18 protein-coding genes are annotated in these 21086 nt (G+C 70.6%); 12 read left to right on the top strand and 6 right to left on the bottom strand.

Translation table 11 applies throughout. The features are described 5' to 3' along the window. Positions 1-28: 28 nt before the first annotated feature. From ACFPJ4_RS07865 to ACFPJ4_RS07850, 4 genes are all read left to right on the top strand, one after another. Positions 29-3139 carry an efflux RND transporter permease subunit gene (locus ACFPJ4_RS07865; protein ID WP_386739854.1) on the top strand — a complete coding sequence of 1037 codons (3111 nt, stop codon included), beginning with the start codon at positions 29-31 and terminating at the stop codon, positions 3137-3139. Positions 3140-3334: 195 nt separating this feature from the next. Beyond that, positions 3335-5401, top strand: a complete 2067-nt coding sequence (locus ACFPJ4_RS07860; RefSeq protein WP_386739853.1) for a DEAD/DEAH box helicase — start codon at positions 3335-3337, stop codon at positions 5399-5401. Between the two features lie 455 nt (positions 5402-5856). Then, on the top strand, positions 5857-7680 hold the full coding sequence (gene recQ / locus ACFPJ4_RS07855; RefSeq protein ID WP_386739852.1) for a DNA helicase RecQ: 1824 nt from the start codon (positions 5857-5859) through the stop codon (positions 7678-7680). A gap of 182 nt (positions 7681-7862) precedes the next feature. Next, positions 7863-9950 (top strand): acyl-CoA dehydrogenase family protein, encoded by a 2088-nt coding sequence (locus ACFPJ4_RS07850; RefSeq protein WP_386739851.1) that lies wholly within the window; start codon positions 7863-7865, stop codon positions 9948-9950. Between the two features lie 25 nt (positions 9951-9975). Here ACFPJ4_RS07850 and ACFPJ4_RS07845 read toward each other — a convergent pair whose 3' ends face one another. Next, positions 9976-10122 carry a hypothetical protein gene (locus ACFPJ4_RS07845; protein WP_386739850.1) on the bottom strand — a complete coding sequence of 49 codons (147 nt, stop codon included), beginning with the start codon at positions 10120-10122 and terminating at the stop codon, positions 9976-9978. Positions 10123-10184: 62 nt separating this feature from the next. Then, positions 10185-11339 carry an SLC13 family permease gene (locus tag ACFPJ4_RS07840; protein ID WP_386739849.1) on the bottom strand — a complete coding sequence of 385 codons (1155 nt, stop codon included), beginning with the start codon at positions 11337-11339 and terminating at the stop codon, positions 10185-10187. Positions 11340-11407: 68 nt separating this feature from the next. Here ACFPJ4_RS07840 and ACFPJ4_RS07835 point away from each other — a divergent pair, with 68 nt between their 5' ends. The 5 genes from ACFPJ4_RS07835 (at position 11408) to ACFPJ4_RS07815 (ending at position 16149) form a co-directional block, all read left to right on the top strand. Next, entirely contained in the window at positions 11408-12085 is a 678-nt protein-coding gene (locus ACFPJ4_RS07835) for a response regulator transcription factor (protein WP_386739848.1), read from the top strand. Next, positions 12085-13434, top strand: coding sequence for a HAMP domain-containing sensor histidine kinase (locus ACFPJ4_RS07830; protein WP_386739847.1), 1350 nt, complete (start codon positions 12085-12087; stop codon positions 13432-13434). Before ACFPJ4_RS07835 ends, ACFPJ4_RS07830 begins: the two co-directional genes overlap by 1 nt. A 65-nt stretch (positions 13435-13499) precedes the next feature. Further along, positions 13500-14924, top strand: a complete 1425-nt coding sequence (locus ACFPJ4_RS07825) for a ferredoxin reductase family protein (RefSeq protein ID WP_386739846.1) — start codon at positions 13500-13502, stop codon at positions 14922-14924. Continuing rightward, complete coding sequence (locus tag ACFPJ4_RS07820) at positions 14921-15403, top strand: FMN-binding protein (protein ID WP_386739845.1); 483 nt, start codon at positions 14921-14923, stop codon at positions 15401-15403. The genes ACFPJ4_RS07825 and ACFPJ4_RS07820 overlap by 4 nt, the downstream gene beginning before the upstream one ends. Positions 15404-15432: 29 nt before the next feature. Next, positions 15433-16149 carry an FAD:protein FMN transferase gene (locus ACFPJ4_RS07815; protein WP_386739844.1) on the top strand — a complete coding sequence of 239 codons (717 nt, stop codon included), beginning with the start codon at positions 15433-15435 and terminating at the stop codon, positions 16147-16149. A 2-nt stretch (positions 16150-16151) separates the two neighbouring features. Here ACFPJ4_RS07815 and ACFPJ4_RS07810 read toward each other — a convergent pair whose 3' ends face one another. Genes ACFPJ4_RS07810 through ACFPJ4_RS07800 form a run of 3 tightly spaced genes read right to left on the bottom strand, consistent with a single transcriptional unit; the run spans position 16152 to position 18207 of the window. Then, the gene (locus tag ACFPJ4_RS07810) at positions 16152-16820 is read right to left on the bottom strand and encodes an arsenate reductase/protein-tyrosine-phosphatase family protein (protein ID WP_386739843.1); all 669 of its coding nucleotides are present in this window, start codon (positions 16818-16820) and stop codon (positions 16152-16154) included. 2 nt (positions 16821-16822) lie between these two features. Next, positions 16823-17230 carry an arsenate reductase ArsC gene (locus tag ACFPJ4_RS07805; RefSeq protein WP_386739842.1) on the bottom strand — a complete coding sequence of 136 codons (408 nt, stop codon included), beginning with the start codon at positions 17228-17230 and terminating at the stop codon, positions 16823-16825. 53 nt (positions 17231-17283) lie between these two features. Further along, positions 17284-18207 carry a metalloregulator ArsR/SmtB family transcription factor gene (locus ACFPJ4_RS07800; RefSeq protein ID WP_386739841.1) on the bottom strand — a complete coding sequence of 308 codons (924 nt, stop codon included), beginning with the start codon at positions 18205-18207 and terminating at the stop codon, positions 17284-17286. A gap of 61 nt (positions 18208-18268) precedes the next feature. On the opposite strand from ACFPJ4_RS07800, the gene ACFPJ4_RS07795 reads away from it, so the two are divergent. Both ACFPJ4_RS07795 and ACFPJ4_RS07790 read left to right on the top strand, forming a co-directional pair. Beyond that, on the top strand, positions 18269-18949 hold the full coding sequence (locus ACFPJ4_RS07795; RefSeq protein WP_386739840.1) for an MIP/aquaporin family protein: 681 nt from the start codon (positions 18269-18271) through the stop codon (positions 18947-18949). 44 nt (positions 18950-18993) lie between these two features. Beyond that, positions 18994-19605 (top strand): vitamin K epoxide reductase family protein, encoded by a 612-nt coding sequence (locus ACFPJ4_RS07790; protein ID WP_386739839.1) that lies wholly within the window; start codon positions 18994-18996, stop codon positions 19603-19605. Between the two features lie 13 nt (positions 19606-19618). On the opposite strand, the gene ACFPJ4_RS07785 is transcribed toward ACFPJ4_RS07790, so the two are convergent. Then, entirely contained in the window at positions 19619-20458 is an 840-nt protein-coding gene (locus tag ACFPJ4_RS07785) for a universal stress protein (protein WP_386739838.1), read from the bottom strand. A gap of 104 nt (positions 20459-20562) precedes the next feature. Here ACFPJ4_RS07785 and ACFPJ4_RS07780 point away from each other — a divergent pair, with 104 nt between their 5' ends. Beyond that, positions 20563-21015, top strand: coding sequence for a pyridoxamine 5'-phosphate oxidase family protein (locus ACFPJ4_RS07780; RefSeq protein ID WP_386739837.1), 453 nt, complete (start codon positions 20563-20565; stop codon positions 21013-21015). The last annotated feature ends 71 nt before the right edge of the window (positions 21016-21086 follow it).

Here is a 21086-nt window from a genome sequence, read left to right as displayed (position 1 = left end):
GTGCCGGACGACCTCAGGAGAACTCCTCGTGCATCTGCTGTCCGTTTTCAGCCTGCGCAACCGCGCGCTCATCGCCCTCATCACCGTGGTGGTGGCCGTCTTCGGCGGCATCTCGCTGACCCTGTTCAAGCAGGAGCTCATCCCCTCGCTCTCGCTCCCCTCGGTCTACATCGTCACGAGCTACCCCGGCGCGTCGCCCGACGTGGTCAGCAAGGACGTCTCCACCCCGATCGAGAGCGCCATCCAGGGCATCGAGAACCTCGACTCGACGACCGCGACCTCGAACACGGCGTCGTCGGTCGTCACCGCCTCGTTCAGCTACGGCACGAGTCTCGCGACGTCGGAGCAGAAGGTGCAGCTGGCACTCGACCGCATCTCGACCACCCTTCCGAGCGGGGTGACCCCTCAGGTCATCACCTTCAGCCTCAGCGACTTCCCCGTCATCCAGCTCGCCGTGACGAGCGACCTCGACCCGCACGCCCTTGCCTCCAAGCTCTCCTCGCTCACGGTCACCGATCTCAAGCAGCTCGACGGAGTGAGCGACGTGACCCTGCTCGGCGCCGCCTCGCAGCGGGTGACCATCACGCCGGATGCCGACACGCTTCTCAAGGACGGCCTCAGTATCCAGGCGATCAAGTCCGCCCTCGCGGCGAACGGCACCCTGCTCGCCAGCGGATCCATCACCGAGAACGACAAGACGCTCACCGTCCAGTCGGGCGCCAAGCTCACCTCGACCACTGACATCGCCGGGCTGCCCGTGCTCGGCGGGCGGCTGGCGACGCCCCCGACGATCGGCGAGCTCGCGACCGTGGCCGTCGTCGACGACCCGATTGCCGGGTACTCCAGCATCAACGGCAAGCCGGCGGTGAGCCTCAACATCACCAAGACGGCCGCCGGCAACACCGTGACGGTCTCGAAGACGGTGCGCGACGACATCCCGAAGCTCGAGGCGCAGCTCGGCCACAACACGAAGTTCACCGTGGTGTCGGATCAGGCGCCGTCGATCACCCAGTCGATCAACAGTCTCGCCGAGGAGGGCGGTCTCGGCCTGGTCTTCGCGGTCATCGTGATCTTCTTCTTCCTGTTCTCGGTGCGTTCGACCCTGGTGACCGCGATCTCGATCCCGGTCTCGGTGTTCATCACCTTCATCGGCATGACGGCCGCGAGCTACACGCTCAACGTGATCACCCTCGCCGCGCTCACGATCGCGATCGGGCGCGTCGTCGACGACTCGATCGTGGTCATCGAGAACATCAAGCGGCACATCGGGCTGGGCGAGGACAAGCTGCAGGCCATCAAGACCGCGGTGCGCGAAGTCGCCGTCGCGGTCACGGCGTCGACGGTCACGACGGTCGCGGTCTTCCTGCCGGTCGCGTTCGTCGGCGACATCACGGGCGAGTTGTTCCGGCCGTTCGCCCTGACCGTGACGATGGCGCTGCTGTCGTCGTTGTTCGTCTCGCTGACGATCGTGCCCGTGCTCGCCTACTGGTTCCTCGGCAACCGCAAGGTCGTCCACAAGCACGCCGAGGGGGAGCCGACTCCCGAAGCGGCGGCCGGCGCCGCGCAGCCCGACGAGCTCGAGACCCCGAGTCGGCTGCAGCGGGTGTACCTGCCCGTCATCCGGTGGACCCTCAAGTTCCCGGCGATCGTGCTGGTCGCGGCGCTCCTGCTGCTCGCCGGCAGCGGCCTGGTGGCGACCGGACTGAAGACCAACTTCATCGGCAACAGCGGTCAGAACACCCTGACGGTGAGCCAGACCCTGCCGCTCGGCACGAGCCTGGCGGCCCAGAACACGGCCTCCGAGAAGGTCGAGACCACGCTGCGCAGCATCCCGGGCGTCGACACCGTGCTGCTGACCATCGGCTCGGGCGGCAGCTCGCTGCGGGCGGCCTTCGCGGGCGGCGGGTCCAGCACCTTCTCGATCACGACCGATCCGAATGCCGACCAGGCGAAGCTGCAGAACACCATCACCCAGCGCCTCAAGAAGATCACCGGCGAGGGCGACATCCGGGTGCAGGCCGCGCAAGGCGGATTCGCCTCGTCGAACATCGCGATCGACATCACCGCGGGAAGCGACGCCGATCTGCGCAAGGCATCGACCGACATCCTCGCGAAGGTCGACAAGCTCTCGGTCGTCTCGACCGCGTCGAGCAACCTGTCGGCGTCGCTGCCCTACCTGGCCGTGCAGGTCGACCGCGCCAAGGCGGCGGCTGACGGCCTGACCGAGCAGCAGGTCGGCGGCATCGTGACCCAGGCGATGAACCCCAGCGCGACGGGCACGATCGTCATCGACGAGAAGACCCTCTCGATCTACGTCGACAACCCGGCCGCGCCGACGACGAAGGCCGAGCTCGAGGCCTTCTCGATCCCGACCCCGAAGGGGGCCGTCCCGCTCTCGGACCTGGCCACCGTGACGACGGTGAACGGGCCCTCGAGCATCACGACCATCAAGGGACTGCGCAGCGCGACCCTCACGGTCGTGCCCGGAACCGACAACACGGGCAACGCGTCGTCGCTCGTGCAGGCCGCCGTCGACAAGGTGAAGCTGCCCGCGAGCGCCACCGTGACCCTGGGAGGCGTGACCGCGCAGCAGTCCAGCTCCTTCGGCCAGCTGGGCCTCGCGCTGCTCGCTGCCATCCTGATCGTCTACGTCGTGATGGTGGCGACCTTCAAGAGCCTGCGGCAGCCCCTGCTGCTGCTGGTCTCGATCCCGTTCGCCGCGACAGGAGCCGTGCTGCTGCAGGTGGTGTCGGGCGTGCCGCTCGGAGTGGCCTCGATCATCGGATTGCTGATGCTGGTCGGCATCGTCGTCACGAACGCGATCGTGCTCGTCGACCTGATCAACCAGTACCGGGAGCGAGGCCTGAAGGTGGGCGATGCGATCGTGCACGGCGCCTCGCGGCGACTGCGGCCGATCCTGATGACCGCGGTCGCGACGATCGGGGCCCTGCTCCCGCTGGGCCTCGGCATCACGGGGCACGGCGGGTTCATCTCCCAGCCGCTCGCGATCATCGTGATCGGCGGGCTGGTCTCGTCGACCATCCTCACGCTGCTCGTGCTGCCCGTGCTGTACTACCTGGTCGAGGGCGCGAAGGAGCGACGGCAGGATCGCCGAGCGAAGTCGCCGAGAATCAGCTAGGGTTGCTCGGTCGGCTCACGACATCGCGGAGTTCTCCGCATGCACCACTGTTAGTCGTGCGGGCCGGATCACCAGCGCATCCGTTGGTGAGGAATCCATTCAGGAAAACGGCCCCGACCGACGATCGTTCGGGTTCTCGCTGCGCGTGCTCATCGCACCGCCGCGCACTCTGTACAGAACACCGGAAAGATCATCATGCCCATCAACAAGAAGGGCGCGCCCGTGCGCGCCTCCCGTCCCTCGACCGGCTCCTCGGCCAACGCCGTGCGCAAGTCCGGCAGCGTGAGCCCGAAGCACCGCGGCTATCGGCCGGATGCCGCCCCGGCGCCGTCGGACCGCGAGCCCAAGAAGCGCTGGAACGCCGACGAGCGCGCCGCCCGCGGTCACTCGGAGCAGCGCCCGCGCGGTGCCGCCGCCAGCAACAGCGCCCGGGTCGGCCGCGAGCGCGTCGAGCGCTCCGCCGACGGACGCCCGAACTGGGAGCCGAAGCGCGCCTACGACGGCCGCCCCACCCACGACGCCCGCCCCGCTCGCGACGAGCGCGGCAACCGCCCGGCGCGCTCGTTCGACGACCGGCCCTCGCGCGGCTCCGACGCGCGCGACGACCGGCCCGCTCGCTCCTACGACGCGCGTCCCCCTCGTTCGTACGACAACCGCCCGGCTCGCGACGACCGTCCGGCTCGCGGCTACGACCGCCCGGCCGACCGCGCCGCGCGTCCCGCCAAGAGCTGGGACCGCCCGCAGCGCGATGACCGTCCGGCCCGTTCGTACGACCGCGACGCGCGTCCGGCCCGCACCTCGGACGACCGACCGGCCCGCAGCTACGACCGCGACGCCCGTCCGGCTCGTTCCTACGACAACGACCGTCCTGCCCGCAGCTACGGCAACGACCGCCCGGCGCGCTCGTTCGACGACCGCCGCCCCCAGCGCGACGACCGTCCCGCCCGCAGCTGGAGCGACCGCGCCCCGCGCCAGGACGCCCCGCGCCACGAGGCGCCCCGTCACGAGGCGGGTCCGCGTCCGATGGTCGAGGACGTCGTGCTCGAGCGTCTGACCGCGCAGGCCGTCACGGCCGGCGAGGTCGACGGCATCGGCTTCTCCGATCTCGGACTCGGCTCGAACATCGTCCGCGTGCTCGCCGAGCTCGGAGCGGCCACGCCGTTCCCGATCCAGGCCGCCACGATCCCGGATGTGCTCGCGGGTCGCGACGTGCTCGGCCGCGGCCGCACCGGCTCCGGCAAGACCATCGCCTTCGGCGCCCCGCTCGTCGAGCGTCTGCTCGCCCTGAGCGCCGGAGCCGACAAGGGAACCCGTCGTGAGTTCGGCCGCGCCCCGCGCGCGCTGATCCTCGCGCCGACCCGTGAGCTCGCGCTGCAGATCGACCGCACCGTGCAGCCCATCGCCCAGAGCGTCGGCCTCTTCACGACGCAGATCTACGGCGGCGTCCCGTACGCCCGCCAGCTCGGTGCACTGCAGCGCGGCGTCGACATCGTGATCGGCACGCCCGGCCGCGTCGGCGACCTCGCCGCGCAGGGCAAGCTCGATCTCTCGAAGACCATCATCACGGTGCTCGACGAGGCCGACCACATGTGCGAGCTCGGGTTCGCCGAGCCCGTGCAGGAGATCCTCGACCGCACCGCTCAGGGCGGCCAGAAGCTGCTGTTCTCGGCGACCCTCGACAAGGGTGTCGCCGACATCGTCGAGCGGTACCTCGTCGACCCGGCCGTTTTCGAGGTCTCGGGCGAAGACCAGGCGAGCTCGACCATCGATCACCAGGTGCTGCTGCTCGACCAGCGCGACAAGCAGCAGGTGCTCATCGAGCTCGCGTCCGGTCCCGGCAAGAAGCTGGTCTTCGCACGCACGCGTGCGTTCGCCGAGCAGCTCGCCGACCTGCTGGACGAGGCCGGCATCCGTGCCGAGAGCATCCACGGCGACCTCAACCAGTCGCGTCGCACCCGTGCCCTCGAGAAGCTCACGAGCGGTCGCGTCGACGTGCTGGTGGCCACGGACGTCGCGGCACGCGGCATCCACGTCGATGACATCGCCCTGGTGATCCAGGCCGACGCCCCCGACGAGTACAAGGCGTACCTGCACCGCTCGGGCCGCACCGGCCGCGCCGGCAAGGAGGGCACCGTCGTGACCCTCGTGCCGCGCAACCGCCGTCGCCGCACCGAGGAGCTGCTGGCCCGCGCCGAGATCGAGGCGAACTGGACGAGCGTCGTTCCCGGTGACGCCTTCATCGAGGAGCTCGCCGCGCGCTGACCCAGCACGATGTCGGATATCCGGGGCCTTCGTCCATCACCGGTGGATGAGGGCCCCGTCTGTCCGACAAGGGGAGCGGATGCTGATCCGCCCCTGAGAGGCCGACACCGAGTTGTTCCGGGCCGGGGTCGGTGCGACGGGGCCCGTGCGCGGCCTATGTACGCGGCCATCGGTTACGGCCTCGACGACGCGATGAGCCTCGGCCGACGGCTGATCGCCGACGGCTGAGAACGTCGACGATCTCCCACGGCTCCGAGCGCCGGTGAGAATGGGCGCGTCGCCCGCTTCCCCCCAGAAGCGGGCGACGCCACGAGACTCTTCCCCCGAAGATCCCCTGTTGCCTGGTCCGAAGCTACCCGGGTTCCTCTCCTCCCCGACACCACGTCTTGGGGGGCCACCCGGTCGAGGGGCAGACAGGGCGTGGGCTGTCCGTCGCGGCACGTACTGTTGACGGCATGGTCTCCCCGGCATCCCCCGCATCCGAGGTGCTGCACCGGGTCTTCGGCTACGAGGCCTTCCGTGGGCAGCAGGCGGCGATCGTCGACCGGGTCATCACGGGGGGCGACGCCCTCGTTCTCATGCCCACCGGCGGCGGCAAGTCGCTCTGCTATCAGATCCCCGCGCTCGTCAGATCGGGCACCGGCGTCGTCGTCTCACCGCTGATCGCCCTGATGCAGGACCAGGTCGATGCGCTCTCGGCCGTCGGCGTGCGGGCGGCCTACCTGAACTCGACGCAGGATGCCGACGAGCGCCGCCGCGTCGAGTCCGCTCTTCTGGCGGGCGAGCTCGATCTGGTGTACCTCGCGCCCGAGCGGCTCAAGCTGGACTCGACCCTCTCGCTGCTCGACCGTTCCCCCGTCGCGCTGTTCGCGATCGACGAGGCGCACTGCGTCTCGCAGTGGGGTCACGACTTCCGCCCCGACTACCTCGCTCTCTCGGTGCTGCACGAGCGCTACCCCACGGTGCCGCGCATCGCCTTGACCGCCACCGCCACCGAGCAGACCCGGCGCGAGATCGCCGCGCGGCTCGACCTGGGCGGGGCCGAGCTGTTCATCTCGAGCTTCGACCGCCCCAACATCCAGTACCGCATCGAGCCGAAGGATCAGCCGCTGCGCCAGCTGTTGCAGCTGATCCGTACCGAGCATCCCGGCGACGCGGGCATCGTCTACTGCCTGTCGCGCGCCTCGGTCGAGAAGACCGCCGCCGCGTTGGTCGCCGAGGGCATCTCGGCCCTTCCGTATCACGCGGGCCTCGACGCGGCGACGCGCTCGCGCAACCAGTCGCGCTTCCTTCGAGAAGACGGCATCGTCATGGTGGCGACGATCGCCTTCGGCATGGGCATCGACAAGCCCGACGTGCGGTTCGTCGCCCACCTCGACCTGCCCAAGAGCGTCGAGGGCTACTACCAAGAGACTGGTCGCGCCGGTCGCGACGGCCTTCCCTCGACGGCCTGGCTGGCCTACGGCCTGCAGGATGTCGTGCAGCAGCGCCGCATGATCGACGAGAACGAGGGCGACCTGGCTCATCGTCGCCGGCTGTCGGCGCACCTCGACGCGATGCTCGCGCTGTGCGAGACCGTCGAGTGTCGCCGGGTGCAGTTGCTCGCCTACTTCGGTCAGCCCTCCATCGCCTGCGGCAACTGCGACACCTGTCTCTCCCCGCCCGAAGCGTGGGATGGCACGGTCCCGGCCCAGAAGCTGCTGTCGACCGTCGTGCGGTTGTGGCGGGAGCGCCACCAGCGATTCGGCGCCGGTCACCTGATCGACATCCTGCTCGGCCGCGAGACCGAACGGGTGCGCTCGCAGTCGCACGCCGAGTTGAAGACCTTCGGCATCGGCACGGAGCTGAGCGAGCAGGAGTGGCGCGGGGTGGTGCGTCAGTTGCTGGCACAGGGGCTGCTCGGCGTCGCGGCCGACGGCTACGGAACCCTGGTGATCACGGATGCCTCGGCCTCGGTGCTCGACGGCTCGCGCACGGTCATGCTCCGTCGCGAGACCGCGCGTCCGGTGCGCGCGAGCAAGCAGAAGGCCGGCGCCGAGCTGCCCGACGAGGCCCGCCCGCTGTTCGAGCGGCTGCGCGAGTGGCGCGCCGGGGTCGCGCGCGACCAGGGGGTTCCGGCCTACATCGTGTTCGGCGACGCGACGCTGCGCGGCATCGCCCTCACGCGGCCGTCGACGCTCGAGCAGCTCGGCACGATCTCGGGCGTCGGCGAGAAGAAGCTCGAGAGCTACGGCGCCGGGGTGCTCGACGTCGTGGCGGCGGAGTCGGCCGCCGCCTGATCCGGGCTGAATGACACGCTGCCGCTGTGAGACACCCCACAGCCGCAGCATCCTGAGATTGTAGAGATCGTCCAACGACGTGACCCGGTTTGGCCGAGCCGGTCGTGGGCTCCGCACCACGGAATCGCAGACCCGGGCGTGCGCGCGTAGCGTCGACGCCGACCTAGTTTCAGGAGTCCGCCATGACCAGCACGATCGACCGAGCGACGGCTTTCGGCATCGCCTCGACCCCCTCCGACAGCGTTCAGCTGAACCCCGCCGCGCTCGCCGAGGTGCTCTTCGGCCGCTGGGCAGAGGCACGCAAGCACTCGCGCGAGCTGCTCAAGCGCGACGAGTTCCACTTCGTTCCCGGCCTGAGCATGGCCGAGCACCGGGTCAGGGTGCTCGGGCAGCTGGGTCGCCTGGTCGAGGAGGGCGTCGTGCACCGCGCCTTCCCCAAGCACCTCGGTGGCGAGGAGGACCACGGTGCCAACATCGCCTCGTTCGAAGAGCTCGTCATCGGCGACCCCTCCCTGCAGATCAAGTCGGGCGTGCAGTGGGGCCTGTTCGGTGCGGCCGTGCTGCACCTCGGCACCGCGCGGGCGCACGACCAGTTCCTGCCGTCGATCATGAGCCTCGCGACGCCCGGGGTGTTCGCGATGACCGAGACCGGTCATGGCTCGGATGTCGCCAGCATCGGCACGACAGCGACCTTCGACCCCGACACCGACGAGTTCGTCATCGACACCCCGTTCCGCGCCGCCTGGAAGGACTACCTCGGCAACGCGGCCAAGGACGGCCAGGCCGCCGTCGTGTTCGCGCAGCTGATCGTCGCGGGCGTCAACCACGGGGTGCACGCCTTCTACGTGCCGATCCGCGACGGCGCCGACTTCCTTCCGGGGATCGGCGGAGAGGACGACGGCCTCAAGGGCGGTCTCAACGGGATCGACAACGGCCGGCTGCACTTCAGCGGCGTCCGCATCCCGCGCACCAATCTGCTCAACCGCTACGGCGACGTCGACGAGAACGGTAGGTACAGCTCGCCGATCGCGAGCCCGGGCCGGCGCTTCTTCACGATGGTCGGCACGCTCGTGCAGGGCCGGGTCTCGCTGGACGGCGCCGCGACGGTCGCGAGCAAGCTCGCTCTGACGATCGCGATCCGCTACGCGAGCGAACGCCGCCAGTTCAGCGACGGCGTCGGCGACGGCGAGATCGTGCTGCTCGACTACCAGCGCCACCAGCGCCGGCTGCTGCCGCGCCTGGCGACCACCTACGCGATGTCGTTCGCGCACGACCAGCTGCTCGAGAAGTTCGACGCGGTGTTCTCGGGAGAGCAGGACACCGACGAGGACCGCCAGGATCTCGAGACCCTCGCGGCTTCGCTCAAGCCCTTCAGCACCTGGGCCGCGCTCGACACGATCCAGGAGGCGCGGGAGGCCTGCGGAGGAGCCGGCTTCCTGGCCGAGAACCGTTTCACGCAGCTGCACGCCGACCTCGACGTCTACGCGACCTTCGAGGGCGACAACAACGTGCTGCTGCAGCTCGTCGCCAAGCGCCTGCTCGGCGACTACGCGCGCCGCCTGGCCAAGCCGGATGCCGCCGCCATCGCGCGTTTCGTCGCGGGCCAGGTCGGCGAGGTCGCGGTCAGTCGCTCGGGCCTGCGCGCGCTCGGGCAGAAGATCGCCGACTTCGGGTCGACCGCTCGGTCGATCGGCTACGTGCGCGGCGAGGCAGCGCAGCGCCAGCTGCTCACCGACCGGGTCGAGACGATGGTCGCGGCGATCGCCGCCCGCCTCAAGAACGCCGGCACGCTCTCGCCCGCCGACGCCGCGAAGCTCTTCAACGAGAACCAGAACGAGCTCATCGAGGCTGCGTACGCGCACGCCGAGCTGCTCGAGTGGGAGGCGTTCACCGAGCGCCTGGCGACGATCGAGCACGACGGCAACCAGCGTGTTCTGACCTGGTTGCGCGACCTGTTCGGCTTCACGCTCATCGAGAAGCACCTGGCCTGGTACCTCATCAACGGCCGGCTCTCGGCCTCGCGCGCGGCGGCGATCACCGACTACATCGACGATCGGCTGCTGCCGCGGCTGCGCCCCTATGCGGTGCAGCTCACCGAGGCGTTCGACTTCGCTCCCGAGCACCTGCGGGCGCCGATCGCGAGCGGTGCTGAGCGGGAACGCCAGGACGAGGCGCGCGCCTACTACCGGGCGCAGCAGGCGGCGGGCACCGCTCCTGTGCTCGAGAAGTCGCTGGCCAAGAAGGCGAAGGCCGACGGCGGCGAGGGCTGACGCGAACGCCCGTCGGCGCTCGCGGCTACTTGCGGGTGGCCTTGGTCACGGCATCCGTGTTCTCGGAGCGCGCGTTGCGGGCCTTCTTGTCGTTCTTGTCCAGTCGCTTCTCTTTGAGGGTCTTGGCGGCCGCGGTCTTGGTCGTGTTCTTGCGTGCTGATTTCTCGCCCATGATGGCGCCTCTGTTCTGAACTTCGTCGAGGGTCTGAGTGACCCTGTGGTGAGACTACGCCGTCAGCGCGCCAGCACGAGTCCCAGCGTGGCGAGCACCACGGTCACGGGGGCGACCACGGCTCCCAGCAGCACGTAGCGCGACCAGCGCAGCTCGACCCCGAGGGTCTGCAGCCGGGAGTGCCAGAGCAGGGTGGCCAGCGATGCCCAGGGGGTGATCAGCGGCCCGGCATTGACCCCGATGAGCAACGCCGCGAGGCGCAGCGGCGAGCCGGCCACGGGCTCCAGGGCGAGGTAGGCGGGGAGGTTGTCGATGGCGTTGGCGCCCAGCATGCCCGAGACCGAGAGGCGCAGCAGGGCGGCCGGGCTCTCGCCGGATCCCGCCACCTGAGCCAGGAGCACGGTGAGCCCGAGCGAATGGCCGGCCTCGAGCACGAGGAACAGGCCGCCGGCGAACAGCACGAGCTGCCAGGGCAGCAGGCCGAACCGCAGCGCGCCGCGTCGGCGGACGGCGAACACGACGATCAGCACGATCGCAGCGCCGCAGGCGGGCATCCAGACCGGGATCCCGGTGACGAGCAGGGGAAGAAGAAGCAGCAGCACGCCCGCGCTGATCCAGAACAGGGCTCGGTCGTCGACCGCGGGCGCCGAGCTCGGTTCGAAGCGCCGGGCGAGGTCGCGACGGAACAGGAGCAGCAGGGCGAGGCACGGCACGATGATCGCGATCGCGGCCGGCACGGCGAGCAGGGCGACGAAGCGGCCGGGATCCGAGAAGCCGAGCGCGTGCAGGGCGAGGAGGTTCGTCAGGTTGGAGACCGGCAGCAGCAGCGATGCCGTGTTGGCGAGCCAGGCGGTCGTCAGGGCGAAGGGCAGCGGGGGCAGGCCGTTGTGGCGGGCGACGAGCACGACGACGGGGGTGAGCAGCACGGCCGTCGTGTCGAGGGAGAGGAACGCGGTGCTGAGCACGGCGAGCAGCACGACGAAGAGCCAGAGCAGCCACGCGCGGCCGCCCGCGGCACGCGCGGTGCGCTCCGCGACGGCGGCGAAGACGCCCGCCTCGGCGGCCAGCTCGGCGACCACCGTGATCGCGACGGCGAAGAGCAGGATCGGCCAGACCCGCTCGGCGAGGGCGCCCGCATCCGCCAGCGGCAGGATCCCGGTCGCGATGGCGACGCCGCCGAGAACGAGCAGGACTGCTCCGAGGATCGCGAGACGCACCGCACCATTCTGCGGGGTGTCGTGGCCTCCACCTGGCGGATCGGGCTCGCGCTTGCTTGACTGTGCTCATGGCCCGGATCCTCATCGTCGAGGACGACGCGCGCATGGGGGCCCTGGTCGCCGAGGGGCTGCGCGACGAGGGCTACGACGTCGAGGTCGTCGACAACGGCGTGGATGCCCTCATCGCCGCGGCGAACGAGGACTTCGCGGCGGCGGCGATCGACGTGATGCTGCCCGAGATGTCGGGCTTCGAGATCTGCCGCCACCTGCGAGCCCGCGGCAGCACCCTGCCCGTTCTGCTGCTGACCGCGCGGGACGCCGTCGAGGACCGGGTGCTCGGACTCGATTCCGGGGCGGACGACTACCTGATCAAGCCCTTCGCCTTCGTCGAGCTGAGCGCGCGCATCCGGGCCCTGGTGCGTCGCGACGCGGCGGCACCCAAGTCGACGCTGCGGGTCGCCCAGCTCGAGCTCGACTCGGCCACCGTACGGGCCTCGGTCGCGGGGCGTCCGCTGCCGCTGAGCACGAAGGAGTTCGCGCTGCTGCGGCTGCTCGCGGCCCGGCTCGGCGAGACGCTCACCCGCGACGAGATCCTCGGCGAGGTGTGGGGCACCACGCACCACATCGACCGCAACATCGTCGACCAGTACGTGAGCTACCTGCGCCGCAAGCTCGATCCGACGGCGGCGGGGGTGCAGATCGTCACGGTGCGTGGGGCCGGGTACCGGCTGATCGAGCAGTCCTGATGCGCCGGCTCTCGATCCGCGCCCGCATCACGCTCGGCAGCGTGCTTGTCGCGGCCGCCCTGCTCGCGATCGCCCTGGGCGTCGTGCGGGTGCAGGTCGGCGACATCCTGTCGAACGCCGACGTCGCCCTCGCTCGGGGCGACCTCGCCTCGTTCCAGCGCGACATCACCGCCAACCCGACGGCCGAGGTCGACGACCCCGGAACCGGCGTGCTGGTCTATGTGCGCGATCCATCGGGCGCGGTCGACGTCAACACGCTGCCGCACGACGTGCTCGCGCTCGTCGAACATCGCCCCGCGGCTGACGAGCAGTTCACGACGACCGACGACGAGCACCGCGGTTTCGTGGTCGTCGCCCGCACCGTCAAGACCAGCGCCGGCGAGTGGGCGCTCTGGTCGGCCCGCAGCACGTCGTCGAGCGAGTTGGCGATCGCCGGTCTCGACCGGGTGCTGGTGATCGGCGGCATCGTGCTGCTGCTCTGCTTCGCGATCGCCTCGTGGCTGCTGGCGAGCTTCGCCCTGCGACCGGTCTCGCGGATGCGGCGGCAGGCCGAGACGCTGGGAGCGGGGATCGACGGCGATCTGCCGGTCGGTCCGGCCGATGACGAGATCGCCGCGCTCGCCGTGACGCTCAACGAACTGCTGGCGCGGGTGCGGGCGTCGACGGCGCGCGAGAAGCAGATGGTGTCGGATGCCGCGCACGAGCTGCGCACGCCCCTCGCGGCGCTGACCACCCAGCTCGAGCTCGCCCACGACGACACCGGCGACGCCGAGGCGCTCGCCGCCCACCTGCGGGGTGCCGAGGCGTCCGTCGAGCGGCTCTCGTCGCTGGCCACCAACCTGCTCGAGCTCAACCGCCTCGAGGCCGAGGACGGCCGCGTCGGCCACGCCCGGACCTCTGAGCTCGTGACCGAGCTCATGGGCGGGGTCGACCGGGCCCGCATGCTCGCCCTGTCGCGGTCGACCGAGATCGGATTCGAGCTCGACGTCGGCGGCGAGGAGCAGGACTACGCGCTCGACCCGCAGGCCTTCGGCCGGATCGCCGACAACCTGCTCGCCAACGCGATCACCGCGGTGGGCACCGGCGGGTCGGTCGAGGCCGGCCTGGTCCAGGATTCGGCCGGGATCACGCTGTCGATCGTCGACAACGGCCCCGGGATGCCCGAGTCGTTCCGAGCCACCGCCTTCGAGCGCTTCAGCCGCCCCGACCACGGACGCACGACCGCCGCGGGGGGCAGCGGCCTCGGCCTGGCGCTCGTGCACGCCCTCGTCACGGCGGCCGGCGGAACCGTCGAGTTGCACAACCGACAGCCGGGATTCGAGGTCGCGGTGCGGATCCCGAAGATGTGAGATCTCACACCTGAGCGCCGCCCAGCTCATGGCTTCCGTATATGAAGCTCGCAGAGACTGGGTTTGTGACGACGACCCAGACCCCGCTGCGCCCGGTGCTACCCCGCCGCGATTCCCGCATGCCGCGGATCGATCGTCGCAAGCAGTACGCGCGACGGGCCAGGATGTCGGATCTGCTGGTCACCCTGCTCTGGGTCTCGGGTGCGGCATCCGTCGCCCTCTACCTCGCCTACAGCGGAGCGCACGAGGCGACCACGCCCGCGAGCTTCGTGACGACGCTCGGCATCGTCGCCGGCCTCATCGGCAGCGACTTCGTGCTGGTGATGCTCGTGCTGGCGGCCCGGGTGCCGCTCATCGACCGCACGATCGGACACGACCGCGCCGTCGCGGTGCACCGCCAACTCGGCAAGCCCGCCCTCTACCTGCTGCTCGCCCACGGCGCGCTGCTGCTCATCGGGTACGGCATGAGCTCCGGCGTCAACCCGATCGCCGAGATCGGCCCGATGCTCGCACTGCCCGACATGCCGCTGGCGTTCCTGGGAACCGCGCTGTTCATCCTCGTCGTCGTGACCTCGCTCGTGGCCGTGCGCCGCCGGTTCAGCTACGAGGGCTGGCACCTCGTGCACCTGCTCAGCTACGTCGCCGTGATCACGGCGCTGCCGCACCAGTTCAGCGTGGGCGGCATCCTGGCGGCGGGCACCTGGCAGCGGGTCTACTGGATCGGCCTGTACGTGCTCGCGCTCGGGGCGATCGGCGTCTACCGCTTCCTCATGCCGGTGATCTCGACGTTCCGGCACCGCATCACGGTCGCCAAGGTCACGACGGTCTCGCCCGGGGTCGTCTCGATCTACCTGCGTGGACAGGATCTGCGGCGTCTCGGCAGCGAGGGCGGCCAGTTCCTGATCTGGCGGTTCTGGACCGGGCGCACCTGGTGGCACTCCCACCCGATCTCGCTGTCGGCGATGCCCAGCGACACGATGGCGAGGATCACGGTGCGCGAGCTCGGCAACGGAAGCGCGAGGATCAGCTCGATCCCGGTCGGCACCTCGGTCTCGATCGAGGGGCCATACGGCCTGTTCTCGGATGTCGCCCGCACGGCCCCCAAGCTGGCGATCATCGCCGCCGGCATCGGCGTCACGCCGGTGCGCGCGCTGCTCGAGAACGCCCGCATCGCTCCCGGCGAGGCGACGATCCTGTTGCGCGCCAGCAGCGAGCGGGAGGCCTACCTCTGGGACGAGATCGGCGAGATCGCGGCCGCGAAGGGAGCGACCCTCTACACCATGGTCGGGCACCGGGCCCGCAGCGGGCCGAGCTGGATGTCGGAGCGCGACGCGCAGCGCCGCGTGACCATGCGCAGCGTCTTCCCGAAGCTGCTGGAGTCCGACCTGTATCTGTGCGGCCCGAGCGCCTGGCTCGACGCGGTCGAAGCGGATGCCCGCGCCGCCGGCATCCCGGAACATCAGATCCACGCAGAGAGGTTCGACTGGTGAGAAAACGAGCAGTCGCCGCCAGCGTTCTGGCGTCCATGGGCATCCTCACGATCGGCTGGCAGGTCGGCGCGGCCGCCGCGCACACCGGGGCGCCGACCGGCAGCGCGGCAGGCGCGACCGCGCCGACCACGGCGCCGGCGCCGTCCGCCGCCGCATCGACGGCGCCCGTCGCAGCCGCCCCGGCCGCCTCGGGGGCTTACAAGGACGGGACGTACTCGGGCGCGGTCGCGCAGACGCCGTTCGGCAACGTGCAGATCAAGGTCACGATCTCGGGGGGCAAGATCACGGGCTTGACGCCGCTGCAGCTGACCGACGCGGGCGGGCGGTCGGTGCAGATCAGCAACTACGCCGCCCCGATCCTGCGCCAGGAGGTCCTCGCGGCGCAGTCGACCCAGGTCGACAACGTCAGCGGCGCGACCTACACGACCGACGGGTACCTGCAGTCGGTGCAGTCGGTGCTCGATCAGGCGAAGGCGTGACCCGGCACGTCTTTCCGACGATGGGGACGATGGTCTCCGTGACCCTCGCCGACGCCGACGCCGCCCGGACGGGGCTGATCGAGCGGGTCGAGGCGGCCTTCTCGAGCGCCGACGCGCGGTTCAGCCGCTACCGCCCCGATTCTGAGCTGAGCCGGGTCGTGACAGGAGAGCTGGCCCTTCTCGACGCGTCGGAGGAGCTGACCGTCACCTACGCGGAGGCGATCGAGTGGCGGGGCCGCACCGACGGCGCGTTCAGTCCGCATCGTCCCGACGGCAGCATCGATCTGGACGGCATCGTGAAGTCGGCCGCCATGCGGACCGTCGGCGAACTGCTCGACCGCGAGGGATGCCACGACTGGAGCCTGGTCGTCGGCGGCGACCAGCTCGTGCGGGGCTCGGGCCCGGACGGACTCCCGTGGATCACGGGGATCGTCGACCCCGCCGACCGGGCGGCCCTGCTGTGCTCGATCGCGGTGCGCGCGCCGCGCCGGGCCGTCGCGAGCTCGGGCAGCGCCGAACGCGGCGATCACATCTGGACGGTCGGCCTCGTGCCCGAGTTCGTGCAGGTCACGGTCGTCGCCGACGACATCGTGACCGCCGACGTGCTCGCGACCGCGATCGTGGCAGGAGGCGCTGCGACCCTGGATGCGGCGTGCGAGCGCTGGCCGATCGACGTGCTGACGGTCGATCGCGCGGGCGAGCTGCGGGCGACGAGCGGCTTCCGGGCCGCGCTCGCCACGCCCTGATCTCAGCCGACCAGGGTGGCCAGCAGCTGATCGACGTGGGCGCGGATCTCGTCGCGAACCCGGCGCACCTCGTCGAGCGGCAGAGACTCCGGGTCGTCGAGCACCCAGTCCTGATACCGCTTACCGGGGTAGATCGGACAGGCGTCGCCGCATCCCATCGTCACCACGACATCGGCGGCCTGCACGACGTCGTCGGTCAGGGGTTTGGGGAACTCCGCACCGAGGTCCAGGCCGATCTCCTCCATCGCCTCGACGACCGCGGGGCTCAGCTCGGCGGCGGGTGACGACCCCGCCGATCGGACATGTACCCGACCCGCCGAAAGCGCTGCGGTCATGACGGCGGCCATCTGCGATCGACCGGCGTTGCGCTCGCAGACGAACAGCACCTCGGGCACCGGCCGGGCGACCGTGCCGGTGGCCTGCGCGAGCGCGGTCAACCGCTCCTCGGCGAATCGGCTCACCCGGGTCGCCAGGTGCGCCCTGACCGTGGCCGATCGCAGCAGCGCGACGTAGGACTCGAGCACGTAGCGCTGCACGGTCTCATGGCTGAAGGTCCCCGAGAACCGTGCGCTGAGCTCATCGGCGAGCCCCTGCAGATACCGCTTCGGATAGGCCAGGCCGGGCAGCCCTCGACGCTCGGAGAGGTCGAGCACGCCGTCGAGCCCGTTCATCGTCAGACCGCCGGGAGGATCTCGGCGAGCAGCTTCTCGACCCGGGCCTTGATCTCGTCGCGCACGCGGCGCACGACGACGATGTCTTTGCCGGCCGGGTCTTCGAGCTCCCAGTCCTCGTAGCGCTTGCCGGGGAAGACCGGGCAGGTGTCGCCGCATCCCATCGTGATGACGACATCCGAATCCTTGACGGCCTCGGTCGTCAGGATCTTGGGTACGTTGCCGGCGATGTCGATGCCCTCCTCGGCCATCGCCTGGATCGCGATCGGGTTGATCTGGTCTTTCGGCTCGGACCCCGCCGAGAGCACCTCGACCCGGCCGTGGGCGAGCTGCTGCAGGAATCCGGCGGCCATCTGGGAACGCCCGGCGTTGTGCACGCAGACGAACAGGACGGTGGGCTGGTCGGTCATGCTCAAAGCATAGACCCAGATCTATGGGTTGGGGGAGGTCGACCCGGGTTCGGTCACCCGATGTTCACCTCGAGCGTGGCGAGCAGTCCGCGCACCTGCGCCTCGATCTCGTCGCGGATCTCGCGCACCCGCGGCAGGGGCAGTCCGACCGGGTCGTCGAGCGCCCAGTCGAGGTAGCGGCGGCCCGGGTAGATCGGGCAGGCGTCGCCGCATCCCATCGTCACGACGACATCGGCGGCCCGGACCACCTCGTCGGTGAGGGGCTTGGGGTACTCGGCACCGAGCGGCACGCCGATCTCGTCGAGGGCGCTGATCACGACCGAGCGGACGGCGCTCGCGGGCGCCGACCCGGCGGTGCGAACCCGAACCCGGTCTCCGGCCAGCTGGCGCAGGATCGCGGCGGCGATCTGGGAGCGCCCGGCGTTCTGCACGCAGACGAACAGCACCTCGGGAACCCCGTCGCGCTCCCCCGTCGCGCGCGAGAGGGCCGTGAGCCGCTCGGTTGCGAAGCGCGCCGTGAGCGAGGGCAGGTAGCGCGAGATGCGGGCCCGCTCGGCGAGCAGGCGGTAGCTCTCGTGCACGTAGCGGTCGACGGTCGGCCGGTTGAAGGTGCCCGCGAACCGCACGGACAGATCCGTCACGATGCGCTCGAGCACCCCCTGGGCGAGGTCCGGCTCGCCGGCCGGACGCAGCAGCTCCGAGACCTCGTCGACGCGATCGGGGGCGAGCGAATACCAGACCCGACGGCCGGCCGGTTCGCGGCGCAGCAGCCCCTCGTCGAGCAGCACCTTGGCGTGATGCGACACGGTGGGCTGACGCAGTTCGAGCAGCTCGGCGAGCCGGGTGACCGTCGTGCGACCCTCGTCGCTGTCGAGGATGAGCGTGGCGATCCGCGCGCGGGTCGGATCGGCGAGCGCCTTGAGGTCGCCGAGCGAGGTCGAGCCCGCGACGGGCTCGGACCGATCGACGGCTTTCATAGATGAGAGTCTATGCGACCCCGGATTCTGGCTAGGCTGAGCGCATGCCGGAAGTCGCGCCGTGATCGCATCCCCCGGGCGCCGCATCCTCGCCGAGTTCCTGGGCGGTGCGCTGCTCACCGCGGTCGTGGTCGGCTCCGGGATCGCCGCCCAGCACCTCTCCCCCGCCGACATCGGCCTGCAGCTGCTCGAGAACGCGCTCGCCACCGCCCTCGGGCTCGTCGTGCTGATCCTCGTCTTCGGGCCGGTGAGCGGGGCGCACCTCAACCCCGTCGTGTCGCTCGTCGACGCCCTGCTCGGGCACCGTCCCTGGGGCGACCTGATCGGCTACCTCCCCGCCCAGATCGTCGGATGCAGCGCGGGCGCCGTGCTCGCCAATCTCATGTTCGGCGAGCCGGCCGTGGGGTTGAGCACGACGGACCGCGCCAGCTGGCCGCACCTGCTCGCCGAGGTCGTCGCGACCGCGGGACTCGTGCTGGTGATCTTCGGTCTGGCGCGCACAGGGCGTGGGGCGCTGGCCGCGCCCGCGGTCGGCGCCTACATCGGCGCCGCGTACTTCTTCACCAGCTCGACCAGTTTCGCCAACCCGGCGATCGCGATCGGCCGCATGTTCAGCGACACCTTCGCCGGGATCGCGCCATCGTCGGTCGCGCCCTACATCGCCGCCGAACTCGTCGGGGGCGCGCTCGGCTGGCTCGTCGTGCGCGTGCTGTTCCCGGTGACCGCGGGACCAAAGCCCTGATCCGCGGCCCCGCGCCTGCACTTTGCTGGTGGGGGAGGTCATCCATGTCCGAATCCGCGCCCGCCGCCCGGGCATCCCGAGCACCCTGGCTCTTCCCCGTCGTCTTGATCGTCACCGGGGCGATCGGCTGGTTCGCGTCGTTCCGGCTGACGCTCGACAAGATCCAGCTGCTCGAGCACCCGGCCCAGCAGGTCGACTGCAACTTCAGCGTGCTCGTGCAGTGCGAACGCAACATCGAGTCGTGGCAGGGCGCCGTGTTCGGCTTCCCGAACCCCCTGATCGGGCTCAGCGCCTTCATCGCCCCGATCGCGGTCGGGGTCGCGCTGCTCGCCGGCGCGCGGTTCGCCCGCTGGTTCTGGATCGCCTTCAACGCGGGCGTCGCCGGGGCCATGGCCTTCGTCATCTGGTTGATGGCGCAGAGCATCTTCGTGCTCGGCACACTGTGCCCGTACTGCATGCTGACCTGGTCGATCGTCATCCCGATGTTCTTCGCCGTGACGACCCGCAACGCCCGCGAGGGGGTGTTCGGCACCGGCCTCATGCGCCCCGGAGCCCGGTTCACGCGCTGGCTCATCACGGCGGATGTCGTCTGCTACGTCATCGTCGGCACGATCGCGCAGCTGCGCCTGAGCTGGATCCAGTCCGTCTTCTCGTGACGACGGGCCCGGCTCAACCGGCCGCGGGCTCCGGCACGACGCAGACCGGCGTCGTCGAGTTGCGCAGCAGCTCCTGAGCCGTCGACCCCAGGAGGAATCCGATCACGACGCCGTGCCGATGCGTGCCGAGCACGACGAGGTCGGCGTCGCCGGCGCGGGCGGCCAATGCCGCCGAGGGCAGGCCCTCGCGGACGAGTCCGGCGATGTGCCTGGTCGGGTGCGCCGCCTTCGCGCGCTCGACCACCGCGTCCAGCTGCTCCTGGTTGTCGACGCGAAGGGCGTGCTCGGTGTCGGCGATCCAGACCAGCGGGTCGAAGGCGGGCAGGGGCGCCGTCCACGCGCGCACGAGCTCGAGCCGGGCTCCCGTCGCCTCGGCCTCGCGCGCCGCGAGCTCGACCGCTCCGTCGCTCGAGTCGTCGTCGACGCCGACCAGGATCAGGCCCTTCGGTGCGGGCGACCACGCCTCGGGGACGATGACGGTCGCGCACCGCGACTGCCCCGCGAGCCGAAGGGCCGTTGCTCCGGTGAGGCTCGCCAGGTGCTCCCGGCGACGGGAGCCGATGACGAGCAGCTCGGCCTCGCGCGTCGCCTCGGCGATCGCGTCGGCCGCCGGGGCGTCGACCGAGCCGAGGTGCACGATCGACTCCGGCGATGCGGCACGGATCGTGCGGCCCACCCGTTCCAACGCGCGGTCGACCTCGTTCCAGTCCGTGACATCCCAGTCGAACGCCGACACCAGGGTCACCTCGGCGGGCCGGGTGCGCAGCCGATCGACCACCCACTCGACGGCCGTCTCGCTCGCGGTGTCGCTGACGCCGACGACGAGTTTCTGCAGGGGGCGATCGTTGCGCATGGCTCCACGATCGCCCCGCGAGCACGCGCCCGGCAGGGTCGGAGGTCCCGCCGGGGGACGTTCGGCCCTGGTCGGCGTGGCGTCGGCATCCGATGCTCGATCTCATGGACCGCACCGATATCGAAGAACTCGACGCCGCAGAATGCTGGCGTCTGCTCGCGACCGCCACCATGGGGCGGCTGGCGACCGCCACCGATCGCGGTGTGCGGATCTGGCCCGTCAACTACCGGGTCCGCGAGCAGACCCTGATCTTCCGCAGCGATCCAGGCAGCAAGGTCTGGGACATCGCGGCGCACCCGCAGGTCTCGTTCGAGATCGACGGCCTCGAGGAGGGCCGGCATTGGAGCGTCGTGGTCGTCGGCCGCGCCGAGGTGATCGACGAAGACGAGCCGGGTCCGCGGTCGCCGCACGAGGAGCTCGTTCTGGTCAATCCGGGCCCGAAGCGGTTGCTGCTGCGCATCACCCCCGAGCAGGTCACCGGGCGGCGGTTCGTCTCGGCGGTCGAGCGCAGCCCGCTCTGGAACGCGCGGCCGATGGGGTGGCGCGTTCCGAGCTAAGCTCGACCGCGCCGGGCCGCGCGGAATAGACTCACGTCATCTCGTGTCGTCTCGTCTGGGAGGAGCGCGAC

The organism is Lysinimonas soli (assembly GCF_042655435.1).
GTDB classification, from domain to species: Bacteria; Actinomycetota; Actinomycetes; order Actinomycetales; family Microbacteriaceae; genus Lysinimonas; species Lysinimonas soli.
This window is presented reverse-complemented; position numbering and strand designations above follow the sequence as displayed.

Excerpts from the sequence above, each read along its gene's own strand:
- ACFPJ4_RS07860 (WP_386739853.1), top strand. The coding sequence starts at position 3,335 with ATGCCCATCAACAAGAAGGGCGCGCCCGTGCGCGCCTCCCGTCCCTCG.
- recQ (WP_386739852.1), top strand. The coding sequence starts at position 5,857 with ATGGTCTCCCCGGCATCCCCCGCATCCGAGGTGCTGCACCGGGTCTTC.
- ACFPJ4_RS07850 (WP_386739851.1), top strand. The coding sequence starts at position 7,863 with ATGACCAGCACGATCGACCGAGCGACGGCTTTCGGCATCGCCTCGACC.
- ACFPJ4_RS07845 (WP_386739850.1), bottom strand. The coding sequence starts at position 10,122 with ATGGGCGAGAAATCAGCACGCAAGAACACGACCAAGACCGCGGCCGCC.
- ACFPJ4_RS07835 (WP_386739848.1), top strand. The coding sequence starts at position 11,408 with ATGGCCCGGATCCTCATCGTCGAGGACGACGCGCGCATGGGGGCCCTG.
- ACFPJ4_RS07830 (WP_386739847.1), top strand. The coding sequence starts at position 12,085 with ATGCGCCGGCTCTCGATCCGCGCCCGCATCACGCTCGGCAGCGTGCTT.
- ACFPJ4_RS07815 (WP_386739844.1), top strand. The coding sequence starts at position 15,433 with ATGGTCTCCGTGACCCTCGCCGACGCCGACGCCGCCCGGACGGGGCTG.
- ACFPJ4_RS07810 (WP_386739843.1), bottom strand. The coding sequence starts at position 16,820 with ATGAACGGGCTCGACGGCGTGCTCGACCTCTCCGAGCGTCGAGGGCTG.
- ACFPJ4_RS07805 (WP_386739842.1), bottom strand. The coding sequence starts at position 17,230 with ATGACCGACCAGCCCACCGTCCTGTTCGTCTGCGTGCACAACGCCGGG.
- ACFPJ4_RS07800 (WP_386739841.1), bottom strand. The coding sequence starts at position 18,207 with ATGAAAGCCGTCGATCGGTCCGAGCCCGTCGCGGGCTCGACCTCGCTC.
- ACFPJ4_RS07790 (WP_386739839.1), top strand. The coding sequence starts at position 18,994 with ATGTCCGAATCCGCGCCCGCCGCCCGGGCATCCCGAGCACCCTGGCTC.
- ACFPJ4_RS07785 (WP_386739838.1), bottom strand. The coding sequence starts at position 20,458 with ATGCGCAACGATCGCCCCCTGCAGAAACTCGTCGTCGGCGTCAGCGAC.
- ACFPJ4_RS07780 (WP_386739837.1), top strand. The coding sequence starts at position 20,563 with ATGGACCGCACCGATATCGAAGAACTCGACGCCGCAGAATGCTGGCGT.